Consider the following 22,932-nt stretch of genomic DNA (forward strand, 5'->3'; position numbering starts at 1 on the left):
CAAAAACGTAAGAAGGCCGTATAGAAATGAAGGAATTTTTTGACCAGGTATTTTTCAGCAATACAGTCGGGCAGTATTTCATTGTCGGGGGAATCATACTCCTGGCATATCTTTTCAAAAAATATGTCGGGCGATATGTGTCAGGGATTTTCCTTTTCTTGGTGCGTCGCTTCGGTCGTAAAATCGATCAGAAAGAATTTACAGATCTGGTTCTTCGTCCGATTGAGATTTTTCTTTTTATACTGATCTCGTTTCTGGCCCTCTCCAGCTTGAATTTTCCGGAAGTCCTTTACTTCAAATTTCTGAAGACAAACAGCAGATCGATTGTTGAGAGTATTGGTATCGTGATACTCATTATAGCATTTTTCAGAATGTTACTTAGAGTGGTTGATTACCTGGCGCACGTGATAGAGAAGAAAGCTGATCTGTCTCCGGGCATCAGCGATAATCAACTGGTACTATTCTTCAAAGACCTGTTGAAGGCCTTGCTGGTCATATTGTCATTTCTTTTTATGCTCCGCTTTGCATTCGATCAGAACATCACGAAGATTCTTGCAGGATTAAGTATAGTAGGTGTGGCCGTTGCACTTGCAGCACGTGAAAGTCTTGAGAACCTGATTGCTTCTTTTATCATCTTTTTCGATAAACCATTTTCTACCGGAGATACTTTGAAAGTAAATAATATCACAGGCACGGTCGAGCGTATTGGTCTTCGGTCTACGCGAATCAGAACTACCGATAAAACTTTTGTAACTGTACCTAATAAACAGATGGTGGATAGTGTCGTGGATAATCAGAGTCAACGTACACAACGACGAGTTGAGCTAAAACTGGAAATCGCATTGAACACACCACCAGATCAGTTGCAGATGGCGCTTATCGGTATTGATAAAATTTTGGATCAACCATTGATTATTCAAAAGAATGTTTTTCTCGGAGATATTTTACCTGAAGCTTTTCTTGTAACCTGCGAATATTTCACCATGGCCATTGCGCAAGCTGAATTCAATGCGCTGAAACAAAAAGTGAATCTTGAAATTATTCGTCTTCTTCATCAGCACGAAATTGAAATCGCTGGCGCTGGTAAGGAGATTAAAATTGTGAAAGCCTGATAGACAGACGGGAGGCAGGAGTAAGAAGGCAGGAGAAACAGCCTGACCCAGATTGTGATGGAGTCGGTTTTAAATGCTATCAGTTGTTGGGAATGTAGTTTCCGGAACTGTTATTTTTTGTCAGGTAAAACTTCAATCAGTGATTCAGGTACTTTTGTTTTGGCTTCTGACTAAAGGCTTAAAGTTTTTTACTACAGACTCCCGACTGCTCAAAGTGCTGCTTTCATCTCCATCAGAAACGCCTTTATTGCTTTCAGTTTAGTAATAGCTTCAAAGTATTCATTTGCTTTTTTTCCTTTTTTCAGAAAATCGCGGGCGCCATCGATGGTGTATTTTCTTTCACGGAGGAGATGGTGTATGAGCTGGAGATTTTTAATATCATCGGGTCTGAAGAAACGATCGCCTTTTTTATTTTTTCTCGGTTTCAATATATCGAACTCAGATTCCCAATAACGAAGCAGTGATGCATTCACTGAAAACATAATGGCTACCTCACCGATACTATAGTATTGCTTGCTATATAAAACGCTGTCTTCCGGCACATCAATTCTTCCCGCTTCGAGACTCATTTCTCTCTGCGATTTACGACCTCGCTGCGCTTTTTTAATCGCAACATTTTTAGATTCTGAAGATTCACCAGCTATTTCGTCCGTTGAATCGGAAACCGGATCTATTGCTTGAAGATTTTCTGCAACCGGAATTTCATCTTTTATTTCTTCAGAAGAATCAGCAACTGACTCGACTACTTCGTTATTTTCCACGACAGCAGGTTCAATCTCTACAATTGTTTCAACGATAGCTGCAGTAATATTTTCTTTTGGAAGTATGGCCTCAGGAGTAGGTTCACTAACTTCAATTTCAATAATTGAAGGCGGTACCAGTTTTCGTTCTTTCAACAGTTTGTTGTAGTCTGTTGGTTTTGTTTTCTCCTCACTCACAACAGAGGAAAAAAGATCCAGTTGTTCAAGCATGGTCACGAATTTAGTACGATACCACAAAGATCAGGCTAGAAAATTATACACAGATAGTTAAAAAGTAGTTGCGAAGCAGGAGAATGGAGGCAGGAGAATTAGTTAAAAAGTAGATAACAGCGAGCCTCAAATTTCAACTCATCATTTGAAATTAAATAATGCTATAATCGAAAAAATATTTTTAGATGCAGTAAATGGAGAATGCTTGTGACTGAAAAACTTGCTTCTGCATCTCCTGCCTGCTCACTCCTGCCTCCTGCCTAATCAAACGATTGATTGCCCGAAGCCGCCAGCTTAAGTATCTGCTGATACTGATCAGGTGAAAGATCATTATAGAAGAAATAAACAGGATCGATTGGACGAGCACCCTTATGAACTTCGTAATGAAGGTGAGGCCCGGTTGATTTTCCGGTGCTGCCTACCCAGCCGATAACTTCACCACGTTTTACGGTCTGACCAGTTCTTACTTTTACCCGCACCATATGTCCGTAAAGAGTTTCGTAACCAAAGCCGTGATTTATTTCAACGTGGTTACCGTAACCATTGCCTTTATTACCTGCAGTTGTAACGCGACCATCGGCAGTAGCATAAATAGGCGTGCCCTGAGGCGCAGAAAAGTCGAGACCAGCATGAAATTTAACTGTCTTATACACCGGGTCAACACGATAACCATAGCCAGAGGCAACACGTTTAAGGTCTTTGTTGTTAACAGGCTGAATAGCGGGAGTAGAAGCAAGCATTTTTTCTTTATCCTTGATCATCCCCAGGATTGACACGTAGGAATTCTCCTGTGCCTGAACGCGGTTATTAATGATCGAAAGTGTTCTGGAAAGTGAATACGCGAGCTCATTCTCATCCATAGATGAAACAAGGTTGATTTCTTCCTGCCTGGCGATTTGTTTCGCCCTTGCGCTATCTGGTATCGGATTGGCTTCAAAAATGGTACGATATACCTCATTATCGCGCACCTCCAGGTTCTTCATCCTGGTTTCAATTTCTTTTACTTTGACGCTCAGGGTAGACAGATCCTGCTGGCTGCGTTCATACTGCATACGCAGCATTTTTTCTTTCGGGGAGTCAAGAAATCTGAATGCAAAAGCGACGATTATCAGACCCGTTACTATAGTTGCAGCAATAAAACCCAGAATACGTAATAGCTTGACCCGGAGCGGGACAACCAGTTTTTCATACCTGAGAGTATTCGTATTATAGTAATACTTTACTTTTTTCATTCGCTCCATAGCAGGAAGAAACGGATGGGTAGAACGCTGTTATCAAATAATGTACTTTTGTGCGCCCTACTGAATAAGGAGGACAAATATAACCGATTGCTGCAAAAATTGACCCAATTTAAAAGATTAATGGTAATGACATCCGCTGAGATCAGACAGAAGTTTCTTGATTTTTTTGCTTCCAAAGGTCATCATATCGTGCCTTCGGCACCAATTGTTGTGAAAAATGATCCTACGTTGTTATTCACCAACGCGGGTATGAATCAATTCAAAGATTATTTTTTAGGAAATAAACCAGCACCTTTTAAACGCATTGCAGATACACAGAAATGCCTGAGGGTAAGCGGAAAACATAACGATCTCGAAGAGGTTGGAGTAGATACTTATCACCACACCATGTTCGAAATGCTGGGCAACTGGAGTTTTGGTGATTATTTCAAAGAAGAAGCGATTGACTGGAGCTGGGAACTGCTGACTGATGGATATAAAATTCCGAAAGACCGGTTATACGCCACCGTTTTTGAAGGTGACCCGGCTGAAAAATTACCAGCTTCCGTGATAGCGCTTAAAAAATGGAAGGAATATCTGCCCGATGAGCAGATCGTTTTCGGTTCAAAAAAGGATAATTTCTGGGAGATGGGTGAAACCGGGCCATGCGGGCCTTGCTCTGAAATACACGTGGATTGCAGGACTGATGAAGAAAGGGCTTTGCTTCCCGGTCATCTTCTCGTTAATAAAGACCATCCGCAGGTAATCGAGATATGGAATAATGTGTTCATCCAGTTCAACCGGTTAAAGGATGGTAGTCTTGTTCCATTGGCGTCTACAAATGTAGACACCGGAATGGGTTTTGAACGTCTCGTTCGCGTACTCCAGGGAAAACAATCCAATTACGATACCGATATTTTCACCGGAACTATTGAAGCAACTGAAAAAATTACCAGGAAAAAATATCATAATACCGATGCGAAAGAAGATGTTGCGTTCCGCGTGATTGCAGATCATATCAGGGCTATCGCTTTTACTATCGCGGACGGGCAGTTGCCGTCGAATACAGGTGCAGGATATGTTATAAGACGAATATTACGCAGAGCTGTAAGGTATTATTATAGTTACCTTAACTATTCAGATCCGCTGATCTATCAACTGTTGCCAGTTATTGCGGAACAGTTCAGAACTGTATTTCCTGAGCTCATTCAGCAACTGGACTTTATCAGCAAAGTCGTGAAGGAAGAGGAGGACGCGTTTTTAAGGACATTAGGAAAAGGCCTTAAAAAAATCGATGAGCTTTTCGAAACGACCCCCGCCGGAGGAACGCTAAAAGGATCTTCAGTTTTTGAGCTGTACGATACCTATGGATTTCCATTAGACCTTACGCGACTGATCGCGCAGGAGAGAGGCTTTACGGTTGACGAGGCTGGCTTTAATACAGAAATGCAGGCGCAGAAAGATCGTAGTCGTGCCGCAACGCAACTGGATACTGAAGATTGGATCTGGCTTGCAAAAGATCAATCACTACCCTGTAGTTTTATTGGTTACGATCTCCTTGAAACTGATGCATCATTACTCAGGTACAGAAAAGTTAAAGCAAAGGGTAAAACTTCCTGGCAGCTCGTGCTCGACAGAACACCTTTTTATGCTGAAAGCGGCGGGCAGGTAGGAGACACAGGTTGGATCAGTTTCGGAGATGTAAATGCTGTGGTTACTGATACAAAAAAAGAAAATGACCTCATCATCCATATTATTGAAGAATTACCGGAAAGCGTAACCGAAAATGTTAAAGCCTGGGTGGATGCAGGCAGAAGAAAAAAAATTGCAGTACACCATTCCGCGACCCATCTTCTTCATGCAGCATTGCGAAAAGTATTAGGTACGCATGTAGCTCAGAAAGGTTCCATGGTGGGGCCAGGTTACCTGCGTTTTGATTTCTCGCATTTCGCAAAAATGACTGATGAAGAAATTGCAGATGTCGAAGCGATGGTAAATGCAGAAATAAGAAAGAATATTCCGGTTGTGGTCAGGGTATTACCCAAAGAAGAAGCGCTTGCGCTGGGGGCAATGGCATTATTTGGTGAAAAATATGGTGATATGGTGCGGGTGGTAACGATCGATCCTGATTATTCAGTTGAGCTTTGTGGTGGAACACATGTTGGCGCAACGGGTGAACTGGGTTATTTTAAGATCACTTCCGAAGCAGCGACGGCAGCGGGGGTGCGTCGTATAGAAGCAGTTTCTGGTCTTGCATTTGAATCTTATCTGAAGGAAAAAGAGGATCTGATCAGTGAATTCAGATCTAAATTGAAAAATCCGCCTGATGTACTGAAGGCATTGCAGAATCTCCAGGAGGAAAATGAACGGCTGAAAAAGCATGCCGATCAACTCGAGGCGCGTATGCTTGTTGGTATCAGGAATGAGTTATTGCAGAAAGATGAAATCATCAATGGAGTGACATTTATCGGTGATATCGTAAATGTGTCCAATGCAGAAGCGTTGAGAAAACTTTGCAATGATCTTAAAAATAATCTCCACGATTACGTTGCCGTATTGTGCACCAATATCGGAGGCAAACCTTCGGTAGCCATCGGTATCGCTGATACGGTTGTACAGGCGAGACAACTTGATGCTGGTAAAATGATAAAGGAAATCGTTGCTCCTTTAATAAAAGGCGGCGGCGGCGGTCAGAAGAATCTGGCGACAGCTGGCGGGCAGGATATCAGCAGGTTGCAGGAGGTGATTGCAGAGATACGAGCAACTTTAGAAAAATAATACTCGGTATTTTGATTTTTCGATTCGGGTGTTCAGATTATTATTACATGCTAAATCTTCGAATTCCATCTTTAAAAGGGCGCATTGAAATTCAACAGGAAACCGATGTGCCTTTTTGATAAGCGAAGATGACTTAATACTTGCGCCTGCCATACGGGATTTATTTGATCCATCGCTTTTAATTCGCAAATGATTAATTTATCAACGAAAACATCCATTCGAAGAGCATCTTCCAACTCCATTTCATCGTAAATCACTGGGATAGTCAATTGGCGACGAAAAGAAATATTTCTTTTCTTAAGCTCATAGCAAAAGCACGATTCGTAGACTTTTTCTAATAAGCCTGGTCCCAGCCTTTTATGAACCGTTTATGCGGAGTCTGCAATTTGCTTACATAAAAACTCTTCGTGTTGTGTTGGATTGTACATGATGCAATCTACCCAAGCTGTCATTTCTGAAAATGTGCATTTTCCCAACCAGAAAAGAGATTTTTCTGGCAAAAATTGGGAAAACGCTCATTTGGTTGCCGGGAAGGCTCAAGACTGGATGGTTGCTCAAAGATGAATTCATTCTTTGCGGCTTCGAGTCTTAGCGGACAACGATTAAGTCTGATTGTGTTTATCACTCACTATCACCATTTCTGAAAATGTTTGTTTCCTCATTATAAGGTGAGATTTTCTTTCAAAAACGGAGAAATTCTTATTTGATGCCACGAAGACTCAAAGGCTCTAAGGTTTGCTCGAAGTTGAAACTCACTTTGAACACCCTTCCAGTCTCCGAGCCTTTGTGGCGACGGTTTGAACCTAATGCGCGTTTATCACTCGCTTTAAGCAAAAAATCCTACATCAAACCCGTTTATCAATTTATTCAAATTAACATTTGCGAAACATTTCGTATTTCGAAAGACTTCCCTATATTTGATCTACTAAACATTTCGTACAATTAAATTTTTAACCATGAACTATAAGATGGGAGCCGCCTTTGTCATGTTAATCAGCTCGCTTGCTGTATCTGATTCATTTGCTCAGACAAAGACGAAAAGTAAACAGAAAACAACCGGTACCGAAGTGCCGGCTGCTGACCAGAAAACAACGATCATTATTGACGGAGACAAGATTACTATTAATGGTAAACCCGTAACAGAGTACGACGGTGACAGAATCGTAATCGGAAGAAGAAAAGAGTCGCGTGCAGTGGAACCATATGTTTATGTTACACCGAGAGTTCATGTAGCGCCAAGAGTCGCGATGCCAGCTATGCCCCCCATGCCTCCGGCGAAATGGGATTATGATTATAACTATAGTTGGGACAATGACGTACATGTTTATGGAACCGGCAAAAGCCGTGGTCAATTAGGTGTAACTACTACAGAAGACGCAAAGGGTTTGAAAATTACCAAAGTACTTGATGAAAGCGCTGCGTCCAAATCAGGCTTAAAGGATGGAGATATCATAACTAAAGTGGATGGTGAAAAGATGGATGATGCCGAAGATCTGTATGAGAAAATTTCTGAGAAGAAACCAGGCTCTGAAGTCGAAATCGAATACCTGCGCGATAAAAAGACGATGAAGCAGAAAGTTAAATTGGGTGAAACGAAGGTAGCTACCACTTCCCGTTCCAGCTATTTCAGAACACCTCAGGCATTCTCTTACAATGGAGATGTTGCGATTGCTTCGCCACGTAGAGGTGAAAGTTTCAGGTTCTATAGTGGCACTCCCAAACTGGGAATCCGGATCGAAGACACAGAAGCAGGTGATGGCGTAAGGGTATTATATGTGGAAGAAGGATCAATAGCTGAAAAATCAGGAATCAAAGAAAATGATATAATTACCTCAATTGACAGCGTGGATATAAAGGACACCAATAGGGCGAGAAATGCACTTATGGAAGCTGGAGAAAAAAAGAACTTTCCAATGATCGTAAAAAGAGGTGGTTCACCTGTGACACTGGATATTAAAATTCCAAAGACACTGCAAAAAACTGATCTCTAATAACTGATTTTCGTTTTCTCATGGTGTTTTAGTTCGGGATGATCTCATCCTGAACTTTTTACGTTAAACGTGATACGTTAAACGTTCAACGTAGAACTTTAGTAATTTTGCTCTCACTAAATGGGAGAGCAGTATATGTTGGAGCAGACTTCCGGATATGAAGTAGTAATAGGTCTTGAAGTACATGCACAGTTACAGACCAGGAGCAAATTATTCTGTGGCGATGGCACGTCTTATGGTACACCACCTAATACAGCCATCAGTCCGATAACGCTCGGTCATCCGGGAACTCTGCCGAGGATGAACAGCAAAGCAGTAGAACATGCCATCCGGATGGGGCTGGTTTGTCATTGCGACATCTCGCATTACAATTATTTCGCCCGCAAAAACTATTTTTATCCCGACCTTCCCAAAGGTTACCAGGTTTCTCAGCATACCACCCCAATCTGCAACAATGGCTTTGTAAAAATAAAGGCAGCTGGCAAAGAGAAAAAAGTCAGTCTCACAAGAATACACATGGAAGAGGATGCCGGGAAAAGTATGCATGATGAAGGTGGAGATGTGACATTACTGGATTACAACAGGGCCGGTACACCGCTAATTGAAATTGTCACTGAACCCGTGATGAATACAGCGGAAGAAGCTTCTGCGTTCTTAACCGAGATCAGAAAACTGGTACGATGGATCGGTGCCTGCGACGGAAATATGGAAGAAGGAAGCCTGAGATGCGATGCAAATATTTCTGTTCGAAAAAAAGGTGAGGCAAAACTCGGAACAAAGGTTGAAGTTAAAAACCTGAACTCTATAAGAAATCTCAGGAAAGCGATCGAGTTTGAATCTGCAAGATTGATTGATATACTGAAGAATGATGGTAAAGTTGACCAGGAAACAAGGAGTTTTAATGCTGATGACGATACCACATTCAGTATAAGAACAAAAGAAGATGCCGATGACTATCGGTATTTTCCGGAACCGGATTTAAGTCCATTCAGCTTCACTCAAGAATATATAAACGAATTACGTGCAGGGCTACCTGCTTTACCTGAAGAGTTATTTCAGAAATATACAGCTGAGTATGGATTACCCGAGTATGATGCAGGTATTCTAAGTGATGATAAAACGTTGAGTGACTATTTTGAAAAAGCGGTGCGCGGTACTAAATATTATAAAGGTGTTGCCAACCTGCTGTTGGGTCCTGTAAAATCCTGGCTGAATGATTCAACAAAGGACTGGTCGGAATTACAGGTTGATCCCGCAGTGTGGCCAAAGCTGGTGGAACTTATTGATTCGGGCAAACTAAGCTTTTCGCTTGCTGCTCAGAAACTGGTTCCACAATTGATTGAACAAAATCATGCTGACCCTGTTCAGCTGGCCAAAGCAATGAATCTTTTTCAGGATGCAAATGCATCAGATATACAGAACTGGGTGGAAGAAGTATTAAACAGGATGCCGGAAAAAGTATCAGAATTCAAAAAAGGTAAAAAGGGTCTGTTGGGAATGTTCATGGGTGAAGTAAAAAAAATATCCAAAGGCAAGGCGGATCCGAAAATTACCAACGATCTGCTCCTTGAAAAACTGAATCAACCATAAAAATTATTTATGAACAGGAACGTGTTTCGAGTAATTGTTGAAAGATTTTATCATGCACATTATTTTGCTGTTGCTTTGATGGCGATCTTCATTTTTGTTTCCTGCAAAAATGAGAATAACGAGGGCATGAAACTGGATGGTGAAATAAAAAACAATCCGGTTGCTCAATCCGTATTACTCGAAGTGGTGGAAGCCGATAAGCCCTCACCAAGGACAATTGATACGGCATTAATCGAAAAAGGCGTATCGAAATTCTTTTTGAAAGGGTTATCCGGCACTTCTGAAAATCTTTACCGTTTAAAATTCAGTAATACTGAAGAGTACATTTTACTGGTTGATGATATCAGGGACATGACGGTTTCTGCCGACATGCTGAAGTTGCGCGATTACACAACAAATTCCCCTGCTTCCAATTCCCTTCATAACCTGTTGAATACTTTCAATGCAAAGATTGTAGCAATTGATTCACTTCGTCAGCCAGTTCTCACAATGAAGTCGACATTGAAGGATGGTGATAGTGCACTTATCGCTGGAGAAAAATTATTTAACGATGCTATTAGTGGAATTGAAGATTTCCTTTTGAAGTATGCTGATACTGCAAAGAGTCATACAGTAGCGTTGTATGCGTTAGGACTTGGACGCGGTCAGATACCTGCTGAAAAAATGGAACCTGTGATGACAAATCTTGCACGTCGTTTTGCAGAAGTACCCGAAGTAATAAGCATCACCACAGAATTTTTCAGCTATCTGCAAAAATCAAAACAGGGTGACCTAAGCGGAAAAGCAGCACCGGAAATAAATCTTCCGGATCCGGATGGAAAAATGATCAGCTTAAGTTCACTTCGGGGAAAATATGTGCTCGTTGATTTCTGGGCCAGCTGGTGCAGGCCATGCCGCGATGAAAACCCAAATGTAGTTGCAGCATATCAGCAATTCAAAGACAAAAACTTCACTGTCTTCGGAGTATCTCTGGATCGTGAAAAAGCAAATTGGGTGAAAGCAATCAAGGACGATGGTTTGAACTGGTCACAGGTTAGTGATCTTAAATTCTGGAGCAGCGAAGTAGTACCTGTGTATAATATCGAGGGAATTCCGTTCAATGTGCTGGTTGATCCCGAAGGGAAAATCGTTGCCAGCAACTTACGGGGACCGGCGTTGCAGAGGACCTTGCAGCAAGTGTTGAACTAGGCAGGTGGCAGGAGTAAGCAGGCAGGAGAGAACAGCCGGCTGTTGATGATGAAATACACAAGACATGAGTGCATCAGATTCCGGTATTTATATTTTTTCTAAAACGGCAAACAGGAGATAAAAAAGTTTAACCGGATCTTGTTCTCTGAGAAATTCTTTTTCATTTAATATCTCTGTACTTTTCTCTGTGTGCCGTTACATCGGCTGTTTATTCTGTGCTTTAACTTTTATTGCCTGAAACTGAAGAAGTCATTCTGAGAATCAGATCGGTTACATAACAGAAAGACTGTTGAATTTAATCTACTCACTGCACTCCCGCTGACAACTGATAACCTTTAACTCACTTCCTGTCTGCCGTCTATTGTCTATTAAATTCTTTCACCATTTCCACCATTTGCGGCTCGGCTTTTTTCTTCGATCCGCCTTCCGCTTTGAAAGAAGAATTAAGCAATGCAAGTTGCTTTGTTAAATCAGATGCATTTTTGATTCTGATGCAGTCAGTGTCAGTCAACAAATAATATTCGGGATCGTCAAGAATATGCTGCTCAGCAGTTGCTGATGCATACGGCTTTGTTTCTTTCAATACTTTCTTTTCATAACGTAACAATTGCACTTTACCCGAGTCAAGAACTTTAAACCATTTATTACCGGTCCTTATACAAGTCATGCTAGAATGAAGAAATTTTGCTTTTGCATTCGTCATGACATCAATGACTTCAACCGCTTTGATATTATTGGAGGTTGCTTCCAGTTCTTCGTTTTTGTCGTTGAGATAAACTATAGTGCCGTCCATTAAGTTTACTTTTACGGATAGGTTATTGTATGTTTTCCCATCGGATAAAATAACAGAGGCCTTCATAAATTCATCCCTGAAAAAAGGTGTTCCATCAACAACTTTTGAAAATTTTGCAGAAGAAAAAGGTTCGCCATTTACCGAGTAGTACATGTTCTGTCCGGTAACATTGATCGCCTGGTTAACATCCAGTTTTTGTTGTGCATTAACACTATTCAGATTCAAAATACATGTAAATAGCAGCGCAGCAGAAATTGTTTTCATATTCTTCTTCAATGGAAAATGAATGTACAGATAAATGCTGATTGTCTGTAAGCAAACAGCATTTATCCGTACGCAAATCGGTCTTAATAAAATAAAAAAAGCCGGCGAATATTCGCCGGCCTAATCAAATTCTAAAAACAAAAGAATTAGTAGCCTGGATTCTGGGCCATTTCTTTATTTGTAACCATCTCAGCATTTGAAATTGGCCAGATATAAATTGTATTTGACGGTGGCACAGCACTGATGGTGCTCTTCGCACCGAAAGATGCTCCCGTACGGGTCACATCACTGGTACGGAAACCTTCACCAAGCAATTCGATCCTTCTCTCAAGAAGAATTTTATCGATCAACTCCTGTTTAGAAGCTGCTGTGATGGTAGCGGTAGCATCAGAACGCTGACGAACTGCATTTAATAATGCGAGAGCACGTGCATCAACATCAGCTGCCTGGCGAGCCAGACCTTCAGCAAGATTCAGCATTACTTCAGAATACCTGATTACCGGAACCCAGTCAGGATTCGTACCTGCATTGTTGGGCCATTTTCTCAGGTACAATTTTCCATTGGTAACGATATTGAACTTCCTGCGGTCATCATTAGCTCCCCATTCTGTTGAAGCAACGATTCCCTGCCCTGTTTCATTCAATGTATAATCGCCAATTCCAAACGGATCAGGATTGTAGTAGCTATTTAAGCTATTCTGTGTTCCCGGAACGTCGAGAGGCTGATAAGGAAAGGAGAAAATGGATTCTTTGGAATTGTAGGGTGAAGCAAATACGCTGGCAATAGTAGCATTCAGTCCATTTGCTACACCTGAAGGGGCATTGTACGGTGCTGAATTTGGTACCAGTTTGTTTCCTTCAGTGATCACATCTGCATATCTCCCCATTGATAAGTAAACACGCGTTTTCAGAGCGATCACAGAATTTTTATGTGCTCTGGTTGTGTTTAAGTCTGCACTGCTGTAGTTAGCAGGGATAGCAGTTTCTGCTTCATTCAGATCCTTCAGAATCTGATCATAAATCTCAGCGACAGATGAACGAGCCAGGTTATTACTTCCACTGGAAGTTTCAGCTTTCAATCGAAGTGGAACACCTGGATTATTTCCGTTACCATCTGTATATGGTTTCGCATACAACTGTAACAAGGAGTAATAAGACAAAGCTCTCAAGAATTTACCTTCAGCAATATAGTTTGCTTTTAAAGCGTCGTCAATTGGCGAACCCGCTATACCTTCCATAACCACATTTGCCCTGTTGATCGCTGCATAAGCTGCTGACCAGAAGTTCTGTACTTCATTCGTCGTTGGCGTTACAGTAAAGTTCCAGGTCTGGAAGTTCGTTACACCGTTGTTTGTCTGATTAATAAATTCTTCACCCCTGATGTCCTGGTAATTCTGGTAGCGACCTGCATAAAATGCACCCGTTTTGACGGCAGCATACATTCCATTCACCTGCTGTAAAACACGTGCAGGTGTACTGAATGCAACTGCATCAGATAACTGTGTTTGAGGAATAGGATCCAGTTCGTCCTTCTTACAGGAACTGATCAAAACCGACCCCGCGAATAAACTATATATGATTCGTTTCATGATAATAACTTGTTTTTGGTTTTAGAATCCAACGTTTAACCCAAACAAAATTGTTCTTGCCTGAGGAACCGAGTTACGATCAACACTGGGTGAGCCATTTGCATTTCCATTTGTTGAAGTCTCCGGATCGAAACCAGTGTATTTTGTAATAGTAAATGCATTCTGCACAGCCGCATAAAAACGGATGTTGGACAGACTGATTTTTTCTACAATATTTCTTGGTAAAGTATAACCGAGAGCAATATTTCTTCCCTTGATAAAATCACCTTTTTCGACGTTCTGCGACAGTGGCATTGAAGAACCATTGGAAACGTTATCGTTGTAAACGATACGCGGAATGTTGGTGATGTCTCCAGGTTTCTGCCAGCGCGTAAGCGATTCTTTGGCATTATTCCAGTTACGGTTATCTCTTAAACCTGCTTTAGTTCCATTGTAAACATAGTTGCCACCAGAGAAGAAGAGCATGATGTTAAAATCGATGCCTTTGTAACGAAAAGTGTTATCCCATCCGCCAAAGAATTTTGGAAGGGCAGGACCGATAATTTTTCCGTCTGTAACCTGATTTGGCGAACGAGGAGCTGCAGTTCCATCCAGATAAGTCCAACGATTGGTGGTAAGTGCATGGTTGTATTGTACAGCTGTTCCATCACCATAGTAAAGAATACGTTGTCCGTTGTCCGGATTAACACCACCATCCATAATAGCCAGGAAACTTCCGATAGATTCTCCAACGCGAATAATACTTGGAGTCTCCAAACCTGAAGTCTGAACAAATATGTCTGAGTTTCCTTCTGCCAGGGCCTTTACTTCATTTTTAACAGTTGTGATATTGAAGTTAGAGTTCCATGAGAAATCCTTTGTCCTGATAATATTTGCGTTAACAGAAACCTCGATACCACTATTAACCATGCGGCCGATGTTGGTAAGGATGCTGTTTCCTGGAATACCAACAGAAGGAGCCTGTGGGTTATTAAGAATAAGATTGTTGATGTCATTGTTGTAATAAGCAAAATCAAGATTGATCCTGTTATTAAACAATCCCATTTCAAAACCCAGATCAAGTTTAGTGCTGCTTTCCCATTTCAGGTTTCTGTTACCAGCCTGGCTGTAAAACAGTGTACCCTGTGTGCCATACAATCCACTGTTGAAGAAACTGTAGAATGCATAGTTGTCGATTCCCTGGTTGTTTCCTACAACACCATAACTTCCACGGATCTTGAAGTTGTTGATCACGCGGGCAAGTGAAGAATTCTGCCAGAAACTTTCTTCAGAAATTCCCCAACCAACTGAAGCGCCACCAAAGTTTCCATATTTATTTTCAGGTGAAAATGCAGAATAGCCATCACGACGACCATTTAGTGAAAGGAAGTACCTTTTCTTAAAGTCATAGTTTATACGGCCGAAAAATGAAACGAGATAGTTTTCACCATAGCCATTACCAGCAGGAACAATTGTCAGGTAACCACCCTGGTATTCATCGTAAAACGGATCCGACTGATTTCTACGATCAGCCCCCCAGGATTCAGCAAACGTGTATTGCTGCTCGTTACCTACCAAAACATTAAGATTATGATTGGTTCCGAATGTTTTATCGTATTGGAGTACATTGGACCAGTTCCATCTTTTGTTGGAACTGTAAGTGTTCTGAGTTGCTCCGCCTAAGCTAACACCATCACCATGCAGTGCGTTGCGGTACTCCTTGTTTACAACGTTCAGGTTATCTATTCCAAAAGTCGTTCTGAAATTAAGACCCTGCATGAAACGGATATTTGCGTAAACGTTTGACAGAATCCTGTCATTCTCAGAAGAGAATTTATTCAGGTCTATTATGTAAACCGGATTGTAATAACCGGGCACAGCGGTTTTGTTAGCACCCTGACCTATTGCATTTCCATTAACATTATAACTTCCATCGGCATTATACGGGCTGACGTTTGGTGGCATTACCAATGGCTGACGACCAAGACCTGCAATGCTGAATGCCTGACCTGGTAGTGATCCTGTGTTCGGAGCAGCATTTTTAGAGTTAGAGTAATTCAACGATCCACCAAGTGTGAACCAGCTGTTTACTTTCTGCTCAAGTGTAAGCCTGGTTGTAAACCTTTTAAAGGAGTTCTTTACAATCATACCATCCTGGTCTGTAAAACCACCGGAGATATAATACTGGGTACGATCTGTTGCACCTGAAACATTCACTGAATGATTCTGCGACATCCCGGTCTGATAAATATAATCATACCAGCGTGTATCGATCATTTTTCCATCAGGTCCGTTCATGGTATAAAAACCTCTGCTGGTTCCGTCTGGCGGAGTACCAGCATTGGTAAGACCTTCGTTTTTAAGATCTGTATATTCCTGTGCATTCAATGTTTCGATGAGTTTGAAAGCCGAAGTCCATCCTACCCATCCGTCGTAATTTACACGTGGACGGCCCTGGCGGCCTTTTTTTGTAGTGATAAGCAAAACACCTGCTGCAGCTCTTGAACCGTAGATGGCTGATGCTGCTGCATCTTTCAAAATCTCGATACTTTCCACATCGTTAGGGTTTAAATCACCCAAAACGTTATTGGATGCAGTACCACCGAAATTTCCTGTAAAAGTGGGAACACCATCAATTACAATTAATGGGAAAGAACTCAAGCTGATGGAGTTGATACCACGTACACGGATAACCGGCGGGTTGTTGAGTACTCCGTTCGGCATGGTTGCATTAACACCCGCTGCACGACCAGCTAATGCCTGGTCAAAACTCTGTACGGGAAGGTCACGGATAACAGAACCTTTTACACTGGCAACGTTTCCGGTAAGGTCCTTTTTACGTTGTGTACCATAACCTACAACTACAACTTCCTGCATGTTCCGGTCTTCCTGACCAAGAGTTACATCAAAAGAAGTTCTGTTGTTAATCGCTACTTCAAGTGAAGCGAATCCAATTCCTGTGAATACAAGTGTTTTTGCATCAGCAGGAAGCGATAATGAAAAAGCACCATCAGATGCAGTGGTAGTTCCGGTAGACGATCCTTTTACTGTTACTGACACATTCGGAACAGGACTTCCGTTTGCATCTGTAACCCTACCGGTAACAGTTCTGGTTTGTGCAAAAACCTGTCCCATTAATAGAACAAGCCCCAGCACTAAAAAAAACAGTTTTCTCATGTTTCTGATTTTTTAGTTTAAAAATTCAAGGCGGTAAAAATATGGTAGGACAAGAAATTGTTAAATTTTGATGCACGGAAAATAACGGCCACGACTGGTTTCAGTCATCTATAGATGGATATGTAATCTTGCTTACTTAACAGGCACTAAGGATGCGAATAGTATTTTGAAATTCTTTCGGCAGATTAAAAATATGTGTAGACAAATGCTAAAAAATCACCAGCATTCTTCGAAGAATTAGAAATAAATATTTGATATTATGAAAAAAATGTATAGACAGCCCATTTTAATTTTGTTTTAATCCTTCAGGCGTTGGTGACTGTCAGGAAGAAATGTTTTGCTATTATTTTTTATTCTGATCTGGCCTTACATTTTTCTTGTTGAACGAGATCAGCAAAACCGGAAGTAAAATCAGATTGGTAAGCGTCGCAGATAATAGTGTCAGCGATGTCAACCATCCCAAAGCTTTCGTTCCGCCAAATCCGCTGAAAACAAAAATGATAAAACCAGCAATCAAAACCAGTGAAGTATAAATAATACTGATACCTGTCTGCCTGATGGTATGCATTACCGTTTGTTCGACATCATAATTGTATGTCGGCAATTCCTGTTTGTAATTTACCAGGAAGCGAATCGTAACATCAATTGCAATCCCCAATGCAACACTGAATACAAGTACAGTTGAAGGCTTCAAAGCAATTCCGACCCAACCCATAATTCCGGCTGTCAGAAGCAAAGGAATAATATTAGGAATAAGTGAGCATATCAGAATTCTGAAGGATTTAAAAAGATAAAGCATACAAAGCGAAATCAGCGCAAACGCCCAGATGATGCTGTCTTTTAAACCGCTGATGATAAAACGGCTGCCTTCAAGAAAAGTGATGGTAGTACCAGTAAATTCAACCTTATAGGCTGAGGTATCAAAATATTGTGAAGCGCGCATTTGTAATGTGTCCAACAGGATTGGAAGTTTTTTACTTCCAACATCCGCCATGTTCAGGCTTAACCTGGTTGTCTGCCGGTTAGTATCGATAAAAGAAGAAATCAGTTTCTGAAAAACAGTACCCTGGTTGCTGCTGTCTCTTCTTGCCTTAAGGTAATCACCGACGAATGCTCCGTCAAAAGCGTTGGGCATTAGATAATTCGCAGAGTCTCCATCATAAAACGATTGCTTGGCAAACTTTAGTCCTTCTGCCAGAGACAGTGGGCGTGCAAATTCCGGAAATCCGGCTATGGACTGACTGAAGGAATCAATCTTTGCATAAGTATTCAAAGCACGCATACCGGTAAGTCCGTTTTTGCGTTTGGTATCCACAATGATTTCCAGTGGCATGATCCCTTTGAAATTCGATTCAAAAAATTTAAGATCAGCATAGATTTTATCTGTCTTCGGCAGATCATCAACAATATACCCCTCCGAACGCAGTTTCAGCATACCGGTTACCGAAACCAGCATGATGACTACCGTAAAGGCATACACTATTTTTCTATGATTAAAAACCCAGATCTCGATCCTGGTGAGAACGGTAGTGAGCCATTTATTTTCGAGGTAGTTTAAATGCCTGGATTTTGGTTGCGGTAAATAACTTAATGCTGCCGGTAATAATATCAGGGAAATAAAAAATAAGGCCATGATATTTATACCTGCCACGATACCAAATTCCTTCAGAACTGCACTTTTTGTAAATGAAAATACTGCAAACCCGATCGCGGCACTGATGTTACAAAAGAGTGTTACAATTCCCATTTTGCTTACCATGTCAACAAGTGCAGTTCTCTTATCCGTTTTCTTAATATAGGAAGTATGGTACTTATTCAGGAAGTAGATACAATTCGGAACTCCAATTACCACCACTAACGGAGGTATCAATGCATTCAACAGGGAAATCTTAAAACCGCAGAGATAGATGGTGGCCATGGAGAAAATAACCCCGATGATTACGACTGAAAGGGACAGGATCATCGTACTGAATGACCGGAAGAATATGAGCAGGATGATTGCCGAAAAAACTATCGAGCCAGCCAAAAACCATTTCATTTCCCTGGCAATTCGCGTAGCCATATTGTTTCGGATCAGTGGCAATCCGCTTAATTTGATATCCAGATGATTGGCGGTGCCAAACGCAAGCGCTTTTGTTTCTACACCACCAACAGTCTTTTCCCGCAATTTTGAATTGATCACCCGTGTACTCACACGTACACCCATCAGGTACGTTTTGGTATCAGGGTTATACAAAAGCCCCTTGTAAAAAGGTAAATTGAGAAAAACATCCCGACAGGAGTCCATCTCTGCCTGTGATTGCACTGACTTTGGAAAAATCAGTTTAGGAATCAGTTTTTCAGTGCTGTCATTTTTTATCAGGGCAACCGCTGAACTCAAACTCAAAACTTCTTCAACGCCATCGACGGTTTTCATGTCATCATGTAATGCAGAAAGGGCGTTAAAAAGTTTTGGTGTAAACATGCTGTCGGTCTGAAATCCGACTGCAATGAGATTACCATCCTCACCAAACTTTTGCTTAAAGGAAAGATAAGCCTGGTATTTAGGGTTATCGATAGGTATTGCACGGGTAAATTCGTAACTCATCTCAACCCTGGAGGCATAATACCCCATCACAATTGTTGAAATACCTAATATGATCAATAAAATCAATCTATTTCTGAGGACCCATTCACCGAGGCGATGCCACATATTTTCTGGTTAAGGTGCAAAGGAAAGAAATTTCAGCCGTTCAACGTATAACGTCAAACGTTCAACGTATAACGCGCAATGTTTCAATATTTATACCATCCTTGAAATGGTTATCTTAATTTTGGGTCGCATTTGCCGCACGCCCAAATAGAATCCCGCCTTATAGCACATGTTATTTTCAACAAAAGGATTGGTTACACGCTCTGTTCGTTACGGCGAAAGCAGCTTGGTTGTCACCGTTTTCACAGAGCTTTTCGGTCTGAGAAGCTATATTGTTAATGGCGTAAGGACTTCGAAATTGAAATCGGCATTTAAACCCGCAATGTTTCAACCGGGCGCATTGCTGGAACTCGTAGTATATGAACAGGAGGGTAAAAACCTGCAAAGAATCAAGGAGTGCAAATGGTCAATTTTATACACAGAGATATTTACCAGTCTCGCAAAAAATGCGGTTTCTCTATTTATAATTGAACTTTTGCAGAAATGCCTTAGACAGCCCGAGCCACAACCTGAACTTTTCTATTTTTCAGAAGATGCATTGATTACACTTGACAAATCATCAGTAACTGCCACGGCTAATTTCCCACTGTTTTTCACCCTCCATCTTTCTCACTTTTTTGGCTTCAGGATGGAAGATGAATACTCGGAAAAAAAGAATATTCTTGATCTGAAGGAAGGAAATTTTGTTTCTTCAGCTCCGGACCATCAGTATTGGCTGGCAGCTCCATTCAGCGAATTGATTTCTTATTTTTTGAAAGCGCAACATCCTTCAGATACAGAGAACATTCATCTGAACAGGGATCAGCGGCGAAAATTACTGGAAGCGTGTTTACTTTATTATTCTCTTCATTATCCTGATTTTGGAGTGCTGAAATCTGTACCGGTTTTGCAGTCAGTAATGGAGTGACCAGGCGAATGTGATTACAGTTCAAAGTTCAAAGTTAAAAGTCGAAAGTAAAACAGCCACCCTCAGTGAAAACAGGCACACAAAAATGAAATTATGATCATTAATGACAGACCCGGTTATAGTATACGCTGTGTCGAAAAATCTTTTTTCATCAATACAATTCCTGGAGTATAACCAGCTTTGAATTGGCCAAGTCTATCTTCAACTCCCATGGCATTTGCGCCATTACTGGTGGCCGCTTTAAGAAAAATCGATAAATCGATCTCCGGAAAGTGCTTAGCTAAGGTTGCAATTTCATCGCCTATGCTTAAGCGATAGTTACTCGCGTAGCTGTCAGTACCGATAACAAATGGCAATGAAAAAGAATTCATCAGGGCAATATCCGGCAGTTTGTTTTCGATATATAGATTTGCATTCGGGCAGAGACAGAGCCAGGGAGTAATGTTCTTTTCTTTTCTATATTGAATAAGAAATTCGACGTCCTTTTTACCGGTTGCAGTGTTGTGTACAAGAATAATATTTTGATTTCCATCGAAATCTGGCAGGTAAGATTGAAGCGATGTTTTGTGCGTTATTTCAACAGGCAGCTTGTTGTATCCAAGCATTTTGTATAAATGAAGAAAATCTCCGGTGCCGTATTCGAAGAGATCATTTTCTGCTTCGCATTCCTGGTTGTGTATGCTGATTGTGTTCCCGGTTGTCAACTGGTTCAATCTCAAAAAACCGTTTTTGCTCACACTATAAGGCGCATGTGGAACGATTGAATTTCCTGCGGTTATGGCTGATTGGTAGTCAGCTGATTCAAATTGCCTGAGCAATGCATTTGCATTATTAAAAACTGTATTCAGATTTTCATCCCGAAGGCTGATGACTTCAATAAAATTTCTCCAGATAATCCTACTGGATTTTTCTTTGATTGCAAGTGTGTCTGCAGTATTGCAGATGTCGCCCGCGGCCATTATGCCTTGCGCCCACATTTCTTTGTCCGCTTCGCGTATGGCTTCCTGGACGATGTCTTTAGAAAAACTTCCACGTTTTGATACTACCTGCATCAGGAATTGCACAAGCCCCGTATTTGGAGAAATCACATTTTTCATGTGACTCAATTCCAGGTGAACATGTGCATTGACAAGACCCGGGAGAATTATTCCATCAAGAAATTCAATATCGTCGCCAGCTTTTTCAATGGACGTAAGGGCTTCGATTTTTCCATTATTATCAGTAATCAGCACCTGGTTTTCCCTTAACCATTGAAACCCATCAAAAATCCGGTTAGCACTGAACTTCCTGTACATTCTTTGAGTTTGCTTAACTTTGCCAGCCGAAAATACATCACTGCCATTGTAAGCAGTTGTTTTTTATTAAAGATATATGCTCGATAAATTAGAAGCGATAAAAGCAAAGTTTGACGACCTGGGAGTTGCCCTTACCAATCCGGAAATCGTTAATGATAATAAACGATTCACCCAGACCAGTAAGGAGTATCGTAGCCTTGAAAAAATAGTTCAGGCTTACCAGGATTATAAACGTTTGTTGAGTGATGTTGACTTTAACCGTGAGGCGCTGATGGGTGATGATGAAGAACTCAGGGAACTTGCCAAATCGGAAACAGCGGAACTCCAGGAGCGAAAGGATGAGCTGGAAAAGCAGATCAGAAATATGCTTATTCCTAAAGATCCGCAGGATGAAAAAAATGCCATCATTGAAATCCGGGCTGGTACCGGTGGAGATGAAGCTTCATTATTTGCCGGTGATCTTCTGCGTATGTACCTGAGGTACTGTGAGCGCAAAGGTTGGAAAACAGCAATTCTTTCAGAAAATGAAGGGACAGTTGGTGGTTATAAGGAAGTACAACTTGAAGTTACAGGCGACGACGTGTATGGGACGCTCAAATTTGAAAGTGGTGTGCATCGCGTACAGCGTGTGCCGGATACAGAAGCCAGCGGCCGTGTACACACAAGTGCTGCGACAGTGGCTGTGATGCCGGAAGCAGAAGAGGTGGATGTAGAGTTACGGGAAAGCGATGTAAAAATGGAAACAGCGCGAAGCGGTGGTGCAGGTGGTCAGAACGTAAATAAAGTGGAGACCAAAGTAATGCTGACCCATCTTCCCACGGGCACGGTGATCATCTGCCAGACTGAAAGAACACAGCTGGGTAATCGTGAGAAGGCCATGCAGATGCTTCGTACAAAACTTTACGAAGAACAGGTTCGCAAACAGGAAGATGAAATCTCCAGGCACAGAAAGAGTCTTGTAAGCACTGGTGATCGCTCTGCAAAAATCAGGACCTATAATTTTCCACAGGGTAGGGTAACCGATCATCGCATCGGGCTTACATTATACAATATCCATGATGTGCTGAATGGAGATGTCGGCGAACTTATCGAAGCATTGCAGTTCGCTGAAAACGCAGGTAAGCTCGCGGAGCAGAATTGATTTCTTGAATGTGCCTCGCTGAGTGTAAGCCGAACCAGCACGGCTTATGTTAAACAGTACGCTTTTTCCGGAGCATGAACGAACCTGCTGACACAGTCAAAGATGAACTTGGCACATGCTGAGGCTAACTTATAACTTAACACCTATCACCCTTCAACTTTCAACTTTAAACTTTTAGCATTCAACCTTTTGCTCCCTTATTATTTTACCGTTATCCCTCGCATTTCCTTTTTTCGTAATGCTTT

General features: G+C 41.4%; 15 protein-coding genes. 7 read left to right on the top strand and 8 right to left on the bottom strand.

All coding sequences use genetic code 11. The features are described from left to right. The first annotated feature begins 26 nt into the window (after positions 1 to 26). Positions 27 to 1,112, top strand: coding sequence for a mechanosensitive ion channel family protein (locus P2W82_RS11855; RefSeq protein ID WP_336516100.1), 1,086 nt, complete (start codon positions 27 to 29; stop codon positions 1,110 to 1,112). A gap of 209 nt (positions 1,113 to 1,321) precedes the next feature. On the opposite strand, the gene P2W82_RS11860 is transcribed toward P2W82_RS11855, so the two are convergent. Further along, a complete protein-coding gene (locus P2W82_RS11860; protein ID WP_336516101.1) occupies positions 1,322 to 2,083 on the bottom strand; it encodes a MerR family transcriptional regulator in 762 nt (253 codons plus the stop codon). Positions 2,084 to 2,343: 260 nt separating this feature from the next. Continuing rightward, positions 2,344 to 3,315 carry a M23 family metallopeptidase gene (locus P2W82_RS11865; RefSeq protein ID WP_336516102.1) on the bottom strand — a complete coding sequence of 324 codons (972 nt, stop codon included), beginning with the start codon at positions 3,313 to 3,315 and terminating at the stop codon, positions 2,344 to 2,346. Between the two features lie 129 nt (positions 3,316 to 3,444). Between P2W82_RS11865 and alaS the strand changes: the two genes are divergently transcribed. Continuing rightward, complete coding sequence (gene alaS, locus P2W82_RS11870) at positions 3,445 to 6,081, top strand: alanine--tRNA ligase (RefSeq protein ID WP_336516103.1); 2,637 nt, start codon at positions 3,445 to 3,447, stop codon at positions 6,079 to 6,081. Positions 6,082 to 6,152: 71 nt separating this feature from the next. Here the strand turns inward: alaS and P2W82_RS24815 are convergent, their stop codons facing one another. Then, on the bottom strand, positions 6,153 to 6,434 hold the full coding sequence (locus P2W82_RS24815) for a GxxExxY protein (RefSeq protein WP_419555717.1): 282 nt from the start codon (positions 6,432 to 6,434) through the stop codon (positions 6,153 to 6,155). Positions 6,435 to 7,037: 603 nt separating this feature from the next. Between P2W82_RS24815 and P2W82_RS11875 the strand changes: the two genes are divergently transcribed. From P2W82_RS11875 to P2W82_RS11885, 3 genes are all read left to right on the top strand, one after another. Further along, the gene (locus tag P2W82_RS11875) at positions 7,038 to 8,072 is read left to right on the top strand and encodes a PDZ domain-containing protein (protein ID WP_336516104.1); all 1,035 of its coding nucleotides are present in this window, start codon (positions 7,038 to 7,040) and stop codon (positions 8,070 to 8,072) included. Between the two features lie 135 nt (positions 8,073 to 8,207). After that, positions 8,208 to 9,662, top strand: a complete 1,455-nt coding sequence (gatB, locus tag P2W82_RS11880) for an Asp-tRNA(Asn)/Glu-tRNA(Gln) amidotransferase subunit GatB (RefSeq protein ID WP_336516105.1) — start codon at positions 8,208 to 8,210, stop codon at positions 9,660 to 9,662. Between the two features lie 9 nt (positions 9,663 to 9,671). Continuing rightward, positions 9,672 to 10,850, top strand: a complete 1,179-nt coding sequence (locus P2W82_RS11885) for a TlpA disulfide reductase family protein (RefSeq protein WP_336516106.1) — start codon at positions 9,672 to 9,674, stop codon at positions 10,848 to 10,850. 358 nt (positions 10,851 to 11,208) lie between these two features. On the opposite strand, the gene P2W82_RS11890 is transcribed toward P2W82_RS11885, so the two are convergent. The 4 genes from P2W82_RS11890 to P2W82_RS11905 form a co-directional block, all read right to left on the bottom strand. Continuing rightward, positions 11,209 to 11,907, bottom strand: coding sequence for a hypothetical protein (locus P2W82_RS11890; RefSeq protein ID WP_336516107.1), 699 nt, complete (start codon positions 11,905 to 11,907; stop codon positions 11,209 to 11,211). 146 nt (positions 11,908 to 12,053) lie between these two features. Beyond that, positions 12,054 to 13,496: a RagB/SusD family nutrient uptake outer membrane protein gene (locus tag P2W82_RS11895; protein ID WP_336516108.1), complete on the bottom strand. Its 1,443-nt coding sequence runs from the start codon at positions 13,494 to 13,496 to the stop codon at positions 12,054 to 12,056. 21 nt (positions 13,497 to 13,517) lie between these two features. Next, positions 13,518 to 16,652 (bottom strand): SusC/RagA family TonB-linked outer membrane protein, encoded by a 3,135-nt coding sequence (locus P2W82_RS11900; RefSeq protein WP_336516109.1) that lies wholly within the window; start codon positions 16,650 to 16,652, stop codon positions 13,518 to 13,520. A gap of 343 nt (positions 16,653 to 16,995) precedes the next feature. Next, positions 16,996 to 19,344, bottom strand: a complete 2,349-nt coding sequence (locus P2W82_RS11905) for an efflux RND transporter permease subunit (RefSeq protein ID WP_336516110.1) — start codon at positions 19,342 to 19,344, stop codon at positions 16,996 to 16,998. 169 nt (positions 19,345 to 19,513) lie between these two features. Between P2W82_RS11905 and recO the strand changes: the two genes are divergently transcribed. Beyond that, positions 19,514 to 20,251, top strand: a complete 738-nt coding sequence (gene recO, locus P2W82_RS11910; protein ID WP_336516111.1) for a DNA repair protein RecO — start codon at positions 19,514 to 19,516, stop codon at positions 20,249 to 20,251. 116 nt (positions 20,252 to 20,367) lie between these two features. Here the strand turns inward: recO and P2W82_RS11915 are convergent, their stop codons facing one another. After that, the gene (locus P2W82_RS11915; protein WP_336516112.1) at positions 20,368 to 21,546 is read right to left on the bottom strand and encodes an amidohydrolase family protein; all 1,179 of its coding nucleotides are present in this window, start codon (positions 21,544 to 21,546) and stop codon (positions 20,368 to 20,370) included. A 76-nt stretch (positions 21,547 to 21,622) separates the two neighbouring features. Here P2W82_RS11915 and prfA point away from each other — a divergent pair, with 76 nt between their 5' ends. Beyond that, positions 21,623 to 22,687 (top strand): peptide chain release factor 1, encoded by a 1,065-nt coding sequence (gene prfA / locus P2W82_RS11920; RefSeq protein ID WP_336516113.1) that lies wholly within the window; start codon positions 21,623 to 21,625, stop codon positions 22,685 to 22,687. Positions 22,688 to 22,932: the final 245 nt, after the last annotated feature.

Source organism: Pollutibacter soli (genome assembly GCA_029269725.1).
Classification (GTDB): Bacteria; Bacteroidota; Bacteroidia; order Chitinophagales; family Chitinophagaceae; genus Pollutibacter; species Pollutibacter soli.

Coding starts and splice junctions, on each gene's coding strand:
- alaS (WP_336516103.1), top strand. CDS start 3,445: ATGGTAATGACATCCGCTGAGATCAGACAGAAGTTTCTTGATTTTTTT.
- P2W82_RS11885 (WP_336516106.1), top strand. CDS start 9,672: ATGAACAGGAACGTGTTTCGAGTAATTGTTGAAAGATTTTATCATGCA.
- P2W82_RS11860 (WP_336516101.1), bottom strand. CDS start 2,083: ATGCTTGAACAACTGGATCTTTTTTCCTCTGTTGTGAGTGAGGAGAAA.
- recO (WP_336516111.1), top strand. CDS start 19,514: ATGTTATTTTCAACAAAAGGATTGGTTACACGCTCTGTTCGTTACGGC.
- gatB (WP_336516105.1), top strand. CDS start 8,208: ATGTTGGAGCAGACTTCCGGATATGAAGTAGTAATAGGTCTTGAAGTA.
- P2W82_RS11905 (WP_336516110.1), bottom strand. CDS start 19,344: ATGTGGCATCGCCTCGGTGAATGGGTCCTCAGAAATAGATTGATTTTA.
- P2W82_RS11915 (WP_336516112.1), bottom strand. CDS start 21,546: ATGTACAGGAAGTTCAGTGCTAACCGGATTTTTGATGGGTTTCAATGG.
- prfA (WP_336516113.1), top strand. CDS start 21,623: ATGCTCGATAAATTAGAAGCGATAAAAGCAAAGTTTGACGACCTGGGA.
- P2W82_RS11875 (WP_336516104.1), top strand. CDS start 7,038: ATGAACTATAAGATGGGAGCCGCCTTTGTCATGTTAATCAGCTCGCTT.
- P2W82_RS11900 (WP_336516109.1), bottom strand. CDS start 16,652: ATGAGAAAACTGTTTTTTTTAGTGCTGGGGCTTGTTCTATTAATGGGA.
- P2W82_RS11895 (WP_336516108.1), bottom strand. CDS start 13,496: ATGAAACGAATCATATATAGTTTATTCGCGGGGTCGGTTTTGATCAGT.
- P2W82_RS11855 (WP_336516100.1), top strand. CDS start 27: ATGAAGGAATTTTTTGACCAGGTATTTTTCAGCAATACAGTCGGGCAG.
- P2W82_RS11865 (WP_336516102.1), bottom strand. CDS start 3,315: ATGAAAAAAGTAAAGTATTACTATAATACGAATACTCTCAGGTATGAA.
- P2W82_RS11890 (WP_336516107.1), bottom strand. CDS start 11,907: ATGAAAACAATTTCTGCTGCGCTGCTATTTACATGTATTTTGAATCTG.